We start from the raw sequence: 13676 nt of genomic DNA on the forward strand, positions 1-13676 counted from the left end.
CTATTTACTCTGCGCTCGGGAAGAATAAGGACTGTCCGAAAGACGCCTTGCCGAATGCTTCGATTTGTGTTTGCACTTCTTCCGATGTGATCCAGGTGACAAATGCTTCTGCAGCTTCAGCATTGACCTCAGGATGCAAGTCGCTCGAGACGGGAAGGACGCCGTAAGGGTTGAACAACCTTTCATCACCGTCATAAACGATTGTCATGTCCAGATTGTCCTGCATACTCAGATACGTAGCACGATCCGACATCGTGTAGCCTTCCATTTCATCGGCCATGAGAAGCACATCGCCCATCCCTTTTCCAGCCGACAGGTAGTCCGCCCATTCGGGTGTGACGGCGAGGGATGCCCAGAGGCTCATTTCTTTCTTGTGTGTACCGGAGTTGTCGCCGCGTGAGACGAAGGTCAGCTCATCCTCCTGGATGGAGCTGAGGGCCTCTTCCAGAGATTCGTATGTACCCGCTCCCTCGGGGCCAAGGATCACGAAATCGTTGTACATGACATCAGCGCGATAGGGTGCATACCCTTCTTCTACCATCAGGTCCTCGTCGGGACGGGCATGAACGAGCAGAACGTCCGCTTCGCCATCTCTACCCATTTGCAGCGCGTTGCCCGTTCCTACTGCGACAGTCTTCACCGTGTAACCGCTGGTAGCTTCGAAGTCCGGTAGAATCTCGGCGAGCAGACCGCTGTTTTCCGTCGAGGTGGTCGTTGCCAGGATCAATTCTTCATCGGCCGGAGAACTGCAGGCTGTCGCCGTGAGTAAAACCACTAGTATCAATCCTAGGATCACATTTTTCTTCAACATCTTATTTCCTCCTGTAAGTAGCATCCAATCTATGGACGCTCATCCTTTCCAAAGTGGGAGGCGATCTCCTTTCGAAGGGTCGCCCATCGGTCTGGCAGCCATGACCAACGCTTTAGGTCGACAGACTCGGAACCAGGTGTGCATGGTCTTTCGATGAACCTTTCGATCCACGGTTTTTTCGGTGATTTCTTATCTTGATAGTAGGTTGAAAAAATAGCAGACACCATGAAAGGTATCTGCTAGAGGATTTCCTTTCCAAAGTGGGAGGCAATCTCCTTTCGAAAGATCACCCATCGGCTTGCAAACCATGGCCTGGGCGTTAGGTCTGCAAACTCGGAATCATGTGATGAAGTTTTATAGGGAGAAGATTGTCATTTCCATCTCGAAAAGATCGATGTGTAGAATCCGCCTAGAGAGAAGTGTCCCTTTTCCAGCCAGTATTTTTACCACTTCTGCCACTTGAAGGGATGCGATGGTGGCCGGTGAAAAGGATGGATTCCCGGTCCCTGTCTCTACGCCATGATCGGCGCCTTCAGGGTACACGTGATCCAAGGTCCGATCACCAGGCAGAATAGTTGTCACTTGACCCCACCAACCGGCGATCGCCCCGTGAACCAAGGGAATCTGTGTCTCCTCAGCCGCACGTTGTAGGATCTTCCGCGTTGGGATGTCATCGAGACAATCCACCACAACCTGATGACCTTCGAGAAAGGTCGTTGCATTCTTTGCATCGAGGTTCATGTAAACGGGTTCGAGCTCGACCTCGCTATTGATCAGCTGAACGCGACGTGCTGCTTCGAGCACCTTGACTTCGCCGATATTCTCCTCCGTCGCTAGGATCTGACGATTGAGATTCGTCTCATCAAAGGTATCCCCATCCATAACCGTCAGGTGTCCGACACCGAGACGCGCAAGCATCTCGATGACGTAACCACCCAATCCGCCGGATCCGATAACGAGAACCCGCGCGTTTTTTAGCTTCACTTGTTCTTCAGTGGTCAGGATGCCATTGCGATCATATCGTTGCAATCAACCACCTCCCACCGGTGGGAACACCGAGAGGTAGTCTCCCGGCTCTAGGTGCGAATCGAGTGCTCCGGTACGTCCATTGATCAGTAGGATCGCCACTTCTTCCTTTGGAATACCGAGACGATCGATCAGTTCGGCCGGTGTAACACCCGCTTCGGCCTCAAGCTCCACGCGCTTCCCACGATCCTTACGGAGAGTAGCGAAGAGACGGATTTCTACCTTCACGTGTTGTTCCTCCTTTGGCGTTTAGAGATAACTTATACGTTCAATTTGCTGAGCGTTTCTTCCGTTGGAATACCCTCGACTGACCAACCGCGAACACTGTAGTACTCCGGTAGCATCTGATCGAGTTTGGTAACCCAACCCTTAGATGGTCCCGAGGTAATCGGCTCTTCTAACAGACGCTTGGGTAAGGTATCTTGAGAAGGATCGACCCCTGACTCCAGGTTGAACATCTTCTCGAGGTTCCAGATGCGATCCCCAGATTCTAAGATTGTATCTCCCGTGTGTTCCGTACCACAGACAGCATTGAGCAGTTCCGCGTAGTCGTCGGCACCCAGTGCAAAGGAAGTGAACAGGCACAGGCCCATCGAGTCGATAGTAGCGGTCAGATCTTGGAAGATCTTCGTCCAAGTGGCCTTTCCTTCGAGCGAGAAACGATCGAGACTCTGTGGAAGCGCCAGGATCTCAGGAGAGATCAGATATCCGCGTACGTGACAACCGCCGCGATTCGACGTAGCATATTGGAGACCTTGTCCCTGGATACCACGTGGATCGTAAGCGGGCAGCTCTTGTTTCTTGACGCTCATAGACAGTTCCGGTACACCGTAAGATTCACAGAGACGGTAGGAACCATCGCTCATCTTGTCTCCGAAGCCTTCGCGAAGACCCATGCGCTTGACCCATTCGACAATGGCTTTCTCATCGCCAAACTTCAGCGAAAGACCCTCGAGATCTTCTTCTTTGATAAAGCCTTTCTGGAACAACTCCATGGCCGCAGCGATCGTCGTACCGGCCGAGATTGTATCGAGACCCATCTCATTACACCAGTAGTTCGCCTTGATCACGGAGGCGAGATCTCCCACACCACAATCGGCACCGAAAGCCCAGATTGTTTCGTACTCAGGTCCACCGCTCTCGATGCCATCCACCTTCGTGCGACGACCACAGGCGATCGGACAACGGTAACAGCCTTCACGTTTGATCAGGTATTTATCGGCAAGCGTCTCGCCACTGATGGCTTCAGCATGTTCGTACTCGGACGTCTGGAAGTTGTCCTTAGGAAATACACCGTTCTCATTGATGATGTTCACGAGGACAGCTGTACCGTATGCGGGAAGTCCCTGGCCCGTCACGCCGTTTTCCTTGATCTTTTTCAACGACTCGGAGAAGATCTTCTTCAGACCCTCTGGATCGGCGATCTCAACCGTTCCGGTCCCGTTGACGGCTATTGCCTTCAGGTTCTTCGAACCCATGACTGCACCGACGCCAGAACGTCCTGCGGCGCGGTCCTTATCGTTCATAATCGCGGCCATGCGCGAGAGTTTTTCACCGGCAGGTCCGATCGTCAAGACCTTGGTCTTGGCTCCGTGTACATCCACCAGAAGATCCGTAGTTTCCGAGACAACTTTACCCCAGAGATTCGAGGCATCCTTGATTTCCACTTGATCATCCACGATATTGAGGTAAACGGGTTTGTCCGATTTACCTTCCACAATAATGTGATCGTACCCGGCGTGCTTCAGCGCTGCACCCCAGAAGCCACCTGAGTTTGAAGAAGCGACGGTGTCGGTAAGCGGTGATTTTGTGATCACCATGTAACGACCACCCGTGGGTGTAGGTGTACCGGTGAGTGGACCTGTAGCAACGATCAGCTTGTTCTCTGGACTGAGTGCATCGATCTTGGGATCGATCTCATCCATCAACACCTTCGAAGCAAATCCTCTTCCCCCAATGTACCTTGCCGCTAGGGCTGCGTCGAGCTCTTCGACGCTAGTTGTGCCTTCAGTGAGATTCACGCGTAAGATTTTCCCTTGGTAACCAAACATCATTAACATCCTCCTTTTCTCAACCTACCCCCTATATGTGCAACATCGATGCCAAGTAAGAACATTCTGAAAATACAACGTGTGTAGCCCTGCTCATTTGCGCTATGTTCCATTTGAGAACAACGAAGGAGCGCTAAAAGCGCTCCATAATCGAACAGTGTTCCTTTTAAGAACAATCTATATCGTATTTGCTCATCTTGCGGTAGAGTGTGTTACGTCCAACACCCAAAATTCTGGCTGTTTCCGAAACATTGAAATCACAAGTACGGAGCATATCGCGAATATAATGATGTTCTACTTCCTCTAGACTCATCAGCGGTGCAGAGGACATGTGCCCCGATGCAGGCCGATCCGTAGAGGACTTGAGGTCCACAGGGATACGCTCGGTGTTGATCATCAGCTCGACAAAATTCTCCAGCTCACGCACGTTACCAGGCCACTCGTAGGCCATTAGGTGCTCCATGATCTTGTGTGGAATCGGGATCGGCTTCTTATTCAGCTTCTTACTGATCTTCTCCACGAAGTAATCGATCAAGAGAGGAATGTCCAGGGCTCTTTCCCTGAGGGATGGCAGGTGGATAGGCAGAACGTTCAGCCGATAGTACAGGTCGAGTCTGAAGTTTCCTCGCTCCACCTCCTTGGCCAGATCCTTATTCGTCGCTGCGATCAGTCGCACGTTCACGGGAATCACTTCATTGCCGCCCACCCGCGTGACGATACCCTCTTGGATCACACGGAGCAGTCTTGTCTGCATATCCAGGCGCATCTCTCCGATCTCATCGAGGAACAAGGTCCCTCCGTCTGCAATTTCAAATTTACCCGGCTGCCCACCGGTCTTGGCACCAGTGAAAGCGCCTTCTTCATAACCGAAAAGTTCGGATTCGATCAGATTCCTCGGGATCGACGCACAGTTGACCACAAGAAAATTCTCATCTTTCCTGGCGCTCTGATTTTGGATCGCATGGGCAAAAACTTCTTTGCCGGTGCCGCTTTCTCCAGTGATCAAGATCGTCGAACGGCTGTCCGCTACCTTCTTCGAAAAACGAATGGCCTCTAAGATAGCCGGCGATTTTCCTATGATTTTATCGAAGGTGTAAATCGCACGGCGACCGACGATTTGGTTGGCCATTTTCCTGACTTTCTTGACATCACGGAAGACAAAGATCAATGCATTGATCTTTCTACCATCGCGCACGGGATAAGCACTGACATTATAATGATGGACATTGATCTTGGCACTAACGGTTACCTCTTCGCCCGGAAAAAGATCATCCTTCAAACACTGTGTCCTGATTTCTTCGAAACGTCCGACGAGGTCCCCTAAATTCTTCTTGATCAATTCCTTCTCTTGGTATCCAAACATTTTCTGGACCACTTTGTTCACGGTACGTATCTGCCCCTCTAGATCGCAGGCCACAATCCCTGCGCCGATGGCATCCATCAGGGTACTGATGAAATGATGACGCTCTTGGAGTACCATGTTCTTTTCCTCGAGCACTAGGTGGTTCTCAATGGCATGAACAGCTGAAACGACCATACCCAGCGTATGTGCGTGGACACTTCCCTCGTTCCCCGTCATATCCAGAGATCCAATGATCTTGCCCTGCGGATTTCGGATTACCGCGCCGCTACAGGTCCAACGGTGGTAGGCCTTGATGAAGTGTTCATCTCCCGTGACCTGTAGCGCCACACCTTCCGCCAATGCGGTTCCCATGGCATTCGTGCCTATATGCTCCTCGCTCATGTAGGCGCCCGGCACCATCTTCAGATCCTGGGCACGTCCCATGTTCTCAGGATCACCTACGATGTACAGGATACACCCCTCCTCATCCGTCAAGATCAAGAAGAAGTTGGTTCCCTTAACGAACTTGTAAAGCTCATCAATGCAAGGTCGGGCACTATCGATCAACCACTGATTCCGCTTCAGGTGTTCGGCCAGCTCTTCCTCGGAAAGTATCAGACCTGAAAATTCACGTTCGTTATCCACCCCAAACTGTCGACATCGGTCGTGTGACCTGGTGATCATGGGTGAAAAGACTTTCTGTTGCATCTAGTTCACTCCCCTTATCTACGTGCGATACTGCTCGCCTCTCGCCAATTTCTTTGCCCCTGGGATTGAAACGGCTCACTTTTCACATTACGTTAATTGTAGTTAGTATAGCAAACATTGGCACGGAATGATATCGATTTCCCAGGATTCACATCGATACTTTTTTAACATTTTCTAGTGGAATCATTCGAATGACCGCCCCCCATACCAATTGACACATGTTATCATTTGTGCTATAATTATCTTAATAAACTACTTTCAAGGAGGCTCACAAATGAAAAAATCAATTGATAAGAAGAAGCTCGGCGACACAAGCACGGAAGCTTGGGCTGATCAAGAAAAACTCAAGAAGGAAACCAACGTGAACATCCCCTCCGAACAGGCAGTTGAGGATGCGAAAGAATGGGTAGAAGAAAACGAAAAATAAGCTAAAAAGGACCGCGGTCATGGGATCGCGGTCCTTTTCTCTTATTTCTATTTTTTTACAAAGGTCCCGCGATCTAAATCATCAAAGGCCTGCTGGAGCTCATCCCTAGTGTTCATTACGATGGGTCCACCCCAGGCTATCGGTTCGTTGAGTGGTCGTGCGGCCATCAGAAGACATCTCAAACCTTCTGCTGAGGAAAAACGCACCCGATCCCCCTTCTCCAGTAAAATCCCCCTGGCCGAATCCGTTGTATAGGTCTTACCCTCGTCAAAGGTGATCTGCCCCTCAAGAAGCAACAGCAACACTGTGTCCTCCGTCGGAAGAATGTACTCAAAAACACCCGATGGAGACAGGGTGATATCGAGATACACGGGGTCGACAAAAGTACCCGAGACAGGCCCCTTCTTTCCTTTGTACGTACCGCACAATACCCGCACCAGCTCGTCTTCTCCCTCGTAGATGACGAGATCCTCCACTGTGATATCCCGGTATGTCGGTTCTGTCATCTTATCTTCTCGGGGGAGATTCAACCAAAGCTGGCATCCATTGAGATAATCCGAGGGAATCGGCATCTCCTGGTGCAAGATACCACCACCAGCGGTCATCCACTGGCAACCCATGGGTTCGATCACGCCCTCGTTGCCGAGACTATCACGGTGCTCCAACTGCCCGGCGAGCAGATACGTGATCGTCTCGATCCCCCTGTGCGGATGCCAGGGGAAACCCTTCCGGTATTCTTCGGGATCTGTGGAATCAAAGTAATCGAGCAACAAGAAGGGATCGAGCTCCTCCACGTCGCGATGACCGATCACGCGGGTTAAATGGACGCCGGCTCCATCGATGGAGGCCTGGCCGTTGTAAATATTTTTCACTTTTCTCGTCTGCATGTACTCATCACCTTCCTCCTTTCACCTGTACCCCGATCTGTGCCTTGAATCCCAAGGAGGTGCAAAAATTTGTTATACTTGTAAGCGTAGAATCATGTGTGAGCTGTTTATATGAAATCCAAAGAAGAAAACAGTGCCCTATCTCACGACTGAAGTCACGAGTGTGCGGGCACTAAAGCACCAAAGCGAGAGAGAGGATTGAGTTATATGTCCACGGCTATCGGAAAAAAACGAGAACGGGCGGCCATCGCATGGCGGTCCCTGGACGGGGCCTTGAGTTGTCCCCATTGCGGGTCGTCCATTTCACTGACCACGGCAGCGGCCGTCTGTAGCGCCGGTCATGCCTTTGACCTGTCTCGAAAAGGAACCTTGCATCTGCTCGCTTCCCCCCATCAAACGCAGTATGATCGCGCGCTCTTCTTATCACGAGAGCGGATTATCGCCACGGGTCTCTACGACCGGGTCCTCGACACCCTCGCGGACGAAATCTCCTGTTCGAGCGAAGTCCCCCTTCGGCTGGTCGATGCCGGTTGCGGAGAAGGTTCCCACCTCCGACGGTTAAAAACACGCATTCCACCCAAGCAAGAGCCCATCTGCGTGGGAGTCGACATCGCTAAAGCGGGAATCGAAATCGCTGGCACCGGTGAGCCCGACGTCCTCTTCGCCGTCGCCGACCTGGCCAAACTCCCCTTCGCCGACGGCTCCTTCGGGGCCATTATCAATTTTCTATCACCTGCGAACTACAACAGTTTCCGTCGTGTGCTCACGAATAGCGGTAGACTGTACAAAGTGGTCCCCGGTCCAGATTACCTACATGAAATCCGCGTGGCCCGATCGGAAACAACCGAGGGACACTATCGTAACGACGCGGTAATCGAACAGTTCCAGGGACAGATGGAGCTTGCCAAGCAGATTCATCTCAACTACACCTTCCCTTTGGAAGTAGCGCGACTTGAAGACCTCGTGCGTATGACACCCTTGGGCTGGCACGATGATGGGCAGGTGACCGAGCGACTGAAGGAAGCATACGGAGGATCGATCACCATTGACCTGACCATTCTGATCGGGGAATCATAAGAAGAAGAGCGGTGCCGCGGCACCGCTCTTCTTCTTATGATCTATTCGTCGAAGGCTTCAGAAACCTTCCACTCTTTCCACACGTTTCCCACGAGGTCGGGGCCGGGCCTTAACGTCTTCTTGCCGGGTTTCCAACCGGCAGGTGTTGCCTCTGTGCCCTTCTTCTCGCGCACGAGCTGGAAGGCCTGTAACTGTCTTCTCGTCTCCGCTACGTTTCTTCCTACCGGCGGAGTAAGCACTTCGTAACCTTGAACGATGCCATCGGGATCGATGATGAAACGCCCTCGCGTCTCAACGCCTCCCTCTTCATCGTAAATACCGTAGCTTGTTCCGACACTACCGCCGGAATCCGAGAGCATGGGGAATGGCACCCCACCCTCAACCATCTTTGAAAGTTCATGCTCATTCCACATTTTGTGGACGAATACACTGTCTACGCTCACTGACAACACTTCGCAACCTAAAGCCTTTAGGTCGTTGTATTCGGCGGCTACCGCCGAAACTTCAGTCGCTCAGACGAATGTAAAATCACCTGGGTAGAAACACAGGAGTACCCATTTCCCCTTGAACTCCGACAAACTGATGTTCACGAACTCACCATTGTAAAATGCGGGCAGCGTGAAATCAGGAGCCGGCTTACCGACTTTGATCATGGAACGCTTCGCCTCCTTCACCTCCACCGTCTGGACTGCCGACGGTGCTTCCTCTGTCTTTTTAACCGCTGGTCTTTGACATCCTGGTTTAAAAGGTTCGGGCATCTGCACTCACCTCCTCGTGAGAACCTCATGGTATCAATACCCATATTTCTCAAGAGTGAATCGGCAGGCGCATGGCATTAGCCTAGGGATTACCAATTGATCACCTCGATCATTTAACCCGCGAATAACGACCGAGCACTTGGAAGGCAGCTGTCTCACGTCGGACCTTGGCCAGCGTCCGCTCGAGAGTGCCCTCTTCTGAGCATCCCTCGATGTCCACGAAAAAATGATACCCGAAATCTTCGTGCTTGTTTGGTCGAGAAGCGATGTGGCTCAGGTTGAGGTTGCCCTCGGAAAAGAGCGAGAGGATATTGGCAAGAGCACCCGGTTTATGCGGCGTTTCAAATACTGCCGTTACTTTCTCCCCCTCCTCTTTTTGCTCTCGACTGATGATGATGAACCGGGTCCTGTTCGCCACTCGGTCTTGGATAGGACCCGCGATCAGCTCCAGCCCATGGGTTTTCGCCGCATGGGGGCTGCCGATCGCCGCGGTATCGCTGCACCCGATCTCAGCCGCCTTTCGGACAGCAGCGTCGGTACTGGCCATCGATAGGTGGTCGGCGTGTAAATGCTCCTTCAAGTAGGCCTCGCACTGGGCGAAACCCTGGGGATGCGAGTAAATTGTCCGTAGGGACTTTGGATCCGCCCCCTTCTTGCCGATCAGATAGTGAAGAATCGGCCGGTAAATCTCCCCGACGATATGAACCTCACGGTCGACGAGCAAATCGTACACCTCATCAATGTTTCCCGTCGTGGAATTCTCAATGGGCAGGACGGCCTCATCGAGTTCGCCAGAGGCAACGCGATCGATCAGGTCGCAGAAATGGTCGGCACCGACGAGCGCCGCACCCTCCGGGTAGATGGCTCGTGCCGCCTCGTCGGAGTGTGATCCCTCGCCACCGAGGTAGCCCACTGACTTCCTACCCTCGCGCTGACGTTGGTGCTGGCGACTAAGGGTGAATAGCTGTCCGTAGAGCGACAGAATCATCCCTCGTCTTTGCTCGTGCTGTACAGTTGAGGCGATTCGCTCCCGGATGGATGCCTCCCGGTTTTCATCGGTTATGGTCAGATGGTGTCGGCTCTTGTGCTCGCCGATATGCTCAACCAGTTGAAGGCGCCGATCCATCAGCTTGATGATTTGATCGTCGATGCTATCGATGGCAGTCCGTAGCTGCTCAAGCTTCTTCTCTGGCATACACGTCACCTCCTAAGGCTATGTAGTCGTTAAAAAAGGTCGGGTAGGATTTGGACACGGCTTCACTTCCGTGAATGCGCACAGGATCCTCCGAACGCGTGGCAGCGATAGCCAGTGCCATGACGATGCGGTGATCATTCCACCCTGACACCTCGCCCCCCTGCAGCCGATCGACACCATGGATCACGAGACCCTCGGCTTGCTCTTCGATCCGTGCTCCGAGCTTATTAAGCTCCGTGGAAATGGCCCTGAGCCTATCGGATTCTTTGATCCTCACACGAGCAGCTCCCACGATCGTCGTGACACCCTTGGAAAAGGTAGCGAGCACTGCGAGAATCGGTACGAGATCGGGGCACTGGCTCACATCGATCTGACACCCGACGGGTGTCGTGGGCTCAGCCCAAAGAGCCTCGGCCGATCGGTGGATCCGCACCCCGGCCGCTTCCAGGATCTCTAAGATCCTGCGGTCTGCCTGCGCCGAGTTCTCGTCCAAACCGCGGAGTTTTAAATCAGAGCCCAGAGCACCGGCCACGAGATAGAAAGCTGCCTGGGAGTAATCCGCGTCAGCCGACACTGCTTGTGGGCGGTACTGCTGTCCACCGGGGATAAAGAAACTGCGGTTACTGTCCCTTTCGACCGTGATGCCAAAGGTTTCCAGCGTTTGGAGCGTTAAGGCCACATAGTCCGCTGACTCCAGGTCCGTAGTCAGGACGATTCTACTGTCCCCTTCCAGTAGGGGGAGTGTAAAAAGGAGCCCAGAAATAAACTGGCTGCTGACATCCCCTGTCATCGAATAGATGCCGGGAGACAATCGTCCCTCCACCGTAAAGGGCAGCTCTCCACCGCTCTCATAGGCGATATGCTTCTCATCAAAGAGCGTTTTGTAGACCGATAGGGGACGTAGGGAAAGCCCGGGGCTACCCGTAAAGGTCACCGGGCCCGACACCAGACCTCCTAGCGGAAGGAGGAATCGGATCGTCGAGCCGGACTCCCGGCAGTCGAGGGCCTTCGATGGAAGCAAAAGGTCCCGTCTGCCCGTGACTCGAGGGCAAGAGAGCGTACCCTGCACCTCGACACCGAAGCCCTCAAGTACATCTCTTGTCGCCTCCGTATCCTCGGAGACCAGCAGGTTCTCCAGATGAGACGTTCCATCGCCAAGCGCCGCGGCGATCAGCAGACGATGGCTGACACTCTTCGAAGGGGGAACGTCGATGGTTCCTTTGAGTTTCCTTGGTCGTATGGTGGTGATCACTGGCTCTCCTCCTTTTCGTCGAACAGTTGCCGGGCCGCCCGATAGGCTTCATCGTCGTAGAAACCGATTTTCAAAACCCCTGGGACGCCTTCGCGGACGTGCAGAATCTCGATGTCGGCTATATTGATCCCCGCATCGGCCAGGCGACCGGTGACCTGTGCGATACCGCCGGGCGTATCCACCAGATCCACGTGAATCGCGCGGTCACCCATGAGCGTATCCTTAGCCCCCTTTGGAATCGCCTCGCGCAGCTCGCTAGCACGCTGCAAGAATCGACCGAGTCCATCCGGAGATCCCTCCGTCAGGAGCCTTTCCACCTGGTCGAGCAGACACCGGTGTTCATCGATGGCCGTGAGAATCTCTTTCTCATTATAACGCAAGATGTGGCGCCATAGCACGGGATTACCCGAGGCGATCCGCGTCGTATCTCGAAAGCCCCCGCCGACGTAATAATCCGCACTGCCTTCGAGCTGGTGAACGAGCAGGGTCGCCATCAGGTGGGGGAGATGGCTCGTGCGGGCCACGATAGCATCGTGCTCAGCAGCATCCAGGCGGACACCCTTAGCACCGATAAAGGCAACGAACTGCTCGAGGGTAGCGCTTGCTTCCTCCTGGTCTTGTGTACCCGTGAGGAAATAGTAGGCGTTCTCAAACAAATGGGCGCGTGCGGCACCAAATCCCGAGTTCTCCGACCCTGCCATAGGGTGTCCACCGACAAAACGTCGGTGCGAGAGGTGCTTTTCGGCCAGGCTATGGGGCCATACTTTCACGCTTCCCACATCGGTAATCAGGGCTGTTTCCTTTGTGAGACGACCGAGCATGGAGAAAACCTCATCGTAGCACTGCAGCGGTACGGCAACGATCACCAGATCGGCCGCGGCCACCATCTCCTCGAGGGAGGCTTCCGAAGACTCGATGGCACCGATGGCCTCCGCGGACCCTTGGGCCTCCGCATTCAGGTCGTAACCCAGCACCCGACCCCCGAAGCCATTCTTTTTTAGGGCCATTGCCAGGGATCCGCCGATCACACCGAGCCCCCAGATCAAGATTGTTACCTTGTTCTCATCAAAGGACTGCATGCAAACGTCTCACAGATTCGGCTAGTTGGTTGAAGTTCTCGGGCTTAAGCGATTGCTGGCCATCGGAAAGCGCGTGCTCCGGATCATGGTGGACCTCGATCATAAGACCATCGGCGCCGATGGCCACGGCCGCTCGCGAGAGTGGTGCCACCAGAGACCATTTTCCCGTAGCGTGGCTTGGATCGATGATGATCGGGAGATGACTGAGCTCTTTGATCGCCGACACGGTCACCAGATCGATGGTGTTCCGTGTGTAGGTCTCGAAGGTGCGGATTCCCCGTTCACACAAGATGACGTTGGGATTGCCCTCGGACATGATGTACTCTGCAGACATGAGCAGGTCTTCGATCGTCGCGGCCATCCCCCGCTTCAAGAGAACAGGTTTGTCCTGCTGACCGGCGCGTTTGAGCAGGGAAAAGTTCTGCATGTTTCTGGCTCCAATCTGAAGGATATCCGCGTATCGGGCGACCACATCGAAATCATCGGTGCTCATGACTTCGGTCACAATTGGAAGGCCGGTCTCTTCGCTCGCCTTCGCGAGGAGTTTGAGACCCTCTTCCCCGAGTCCCTGGAAGCTGTAGGGGGAGGTCCTGGGTTTGAAGGCTCCCCCGCGCAGGAAGGTCGCACCCGAGGCCTTGACAGCCCTTGCGATGGTCATCAGCTGTTCCTCATTCTCAACCGAGCAAGGACCCGCGATCATCGCCAGGTTCCCACCCCCGATACGGTGACCACGGATATCGATCACCGTGTCCTGCGGGTGGAAAGAGCGACTGGCCAGCTTAAAGGGTTCCTGGACCTTCATAACCTTCTTGACCAAGTGATGGGCCCTCATGTGATCGATATCGATCTTGGTTGTGTCGCCGATGATCCCCAATACATCGAGTCGTTCGCTACCTGCATCCTTCACCGTAAAACCCTCTTCCTCGAGCTCTTTGACAAAAGCAATTTTTTCCTCTTCTGTAGCCTTCTTTTCCATAACGATAATCATATCGCATCCTCCTTTTTTGTTGTCCCCTTAACCTTCGATTCGCGCTTTCACCCAATAAAAAAGAGGCTCCCCTTC

General features: G+C 53.4%; 13 protein-coding genes and 2 riboswitches. Of the genes, 2 read left to right on the plus strand and 11 right to left on the minus strand.

Features of this window, described 5'->3' with window-relative positions; genetic code table 11:
- Positions 1-4: 4 nt before the first annotated feature.
- From ACULM0_RS02495 to ACULM0_RS02515, 5 genes are all read right to left on the minus strand, one after another.
- A complete protein-coding gene (locus tag ACULM0_RS02495) occupies positions 5-811 on the minus strand; it encodes an ABC transporter substrate-binding protein (protein ID WP_463678884.1) in 807 nt (268 codons plus the stop codon).
- Positions 812-842: 31 nt separating this feature from the next.
- Positions 843-955: riboswitch (molybdenum cofactor riboswitch) on the minus strand.
- An 86-nt stretch (positions 956-1041) separates the two neighbouring features.
- Positions 1042-1162, minus strand: a riboswitch (molybdenum cofactor riboswitch).
- A 3-nt stretch (positions 1163-1165) separates the two neighbouring features.
- Positions 1166-1840: a HesA/MoeB/ThiF family protein gene (locus ACULM0_RS02500; RefSeq protein WP_463678885.1), complete on the minus strand. Its 675-nt coding sequence runs from the start codon at positions 1838-1840 to the stop codon at positions 1166-1168.
- Positions 1841-2065 carry a MoaD/ThiS family protein gene (locus ACULM0_RS02505; protein WP_463678886.1) on the minus strand — a complete coding sequence of 75 codons (225 nt, stop codon included), beginning with the start codon at positions 2063-2065 and terminating at the stop codon, positions 1841-1843.
- Positions 2066-2097: 32 nt separating this feature from the next.
- On the minus strand, positions 2098-3888 hold the full coding sequence (locus ACULM0_RS02510) for an aldehyde ferredoxin oxidoreductase family protein (RefSeq protein WP_463679845.1): 1791 nt from the start codon (positions 3886-3888) through the stop codon (positions 2098-2100).
- Positions 3889-4054: 166 nt separating this feature from the next.
- Entirely contained in the window at positions 4055-5938 is a 1884-nt protein-coding gene (locus ACULM0_RS02515) for a sigma-54-dependent Fis family transcriptional regulator (protein WP_463678887.1), read from the minus strand.
- A gap of 274 nt (positions 5939-6212) precedes the next feature.
- Between ACULM0_RS02515 and ACULM0_RS02520 the strand changes: the two genes are divergently transcribed.
- Positions 6213-6365 (plus strand): CDIF630_02480 family spore surface protein, encoded by a 153-nt coding sequence (locus tag ACULM0_RS02520; RefSeq protein ID WP_463678888.1) that lies wholly within the window; start codon positions 6213-6215, stop codon positions 6363-6365.
- Positions 6366-6412: 47 nt separating this feature from the next.
- On the opposite strand, the gene ACULM0_RS02525 is transcribed toward ACULM0_RS02520, so the two are convergent.
- Complete coding sequence (locus ACULM0_RS02525) at positions 6413-7252, minus strand: pirin family protein (protein ID WP_463678889.1); 840 nt, start codon at positions 7250-7252, stop codon at positions 6413-6415.
- 207 nt (positions 7253-7459) lie between these two features.
- Between ACULM0_RS02525 and ACULM0_RS02530 the strand changes: the two genes are divergently transcribed.
- Positions 7460-8329 (plus strand): methyltransferase domain-containing protein, encoded by an 870-nt coding sequence (locus ACULM0_RS02530; protein ID WP_463678890.1) that lies wholly within the window; start codon positions 7460-7462, stop codon positions 8327-8329.
- A 41-nt stretch (positions 8330-8370) separates the two neighbouring features.
- On the opposite strand, the gene prxU is transcribed toward ACULM0_RS02530, so the two are convergent.
- The 5 genes from prxU to aroF form a co-directional block, all read right to left on the minus strand.
- Positions 8371-9087, minus strand: coding sequence for a thioredoxin-dependent peroxiredoxin (prxU, locus tag ACULM0_RS02535; protein WP_463678891.1), 717 nt, complete (start codon positions 9085-9087; stop codon positions 8371-8373).
- Between the two features lie 109 nt (positions 9088-9196).
- Positions 9197-10282 (minus strand): bifunctional chorismate mutase/prephenate dehydratase, encoded by a 1086-nt coding sequence (locus tag ACULM0_RS02540; RefSeq protein ID WP_463678892.1) that lies wholly within the window; start codon positions 10280-10282, stop codon positions 9197-9199.
- Positions 10263-11534, minus strand: a complete 1272-nt coding sequence (gene aroA, locus ACULM0_RS02545) for a 3-phosphoshikimate 1-carboxyvinyltransferase (RefSeq protein WP_463678893.1) — start codon at positions 11532-11534, stop codon at positions 10263-10265. The genes ACULM0_RS02540 and aroA overlap by 20 nt, the downstream gene beginning before the upstream one ends.
- Positions 11531-12613 (minus strand): prephenate dehydrogenase/arogenate dehydrogenase family protein, encoded by a 1083-nt coding sequence (locus tag ACULM0_RS02550; protein ID WP_463678894.1) that lies wholly within the window; start codon positions 12611-12613, stop codon positions 11531-11533. Before ACULM0_RS02550 ends, aroA begins: the two co-directional genes overlap by 4 nt.
- Positions 12600-13601, minus strand: coding sequence for a 3-deoxy-7-phosphoheptulonate synthase (gene aroF, locus ACULM0_RS02555; RefSeq protein WP_463678895.1), 1002 nt, complete (start codon positions 13599-13601; stop codon positions 12600-12602). The genes ACULM0_RS02550 and aroF overlap by 14 nt, the downstream gene beginning before the upstream one ends.
- Between the last annotated feature and the right edge of the window lie 75 nt (positions 13602-13676).

The organism is Halotolerantifilum yawarlongkerapense (genome assembly GCF_054506745.1).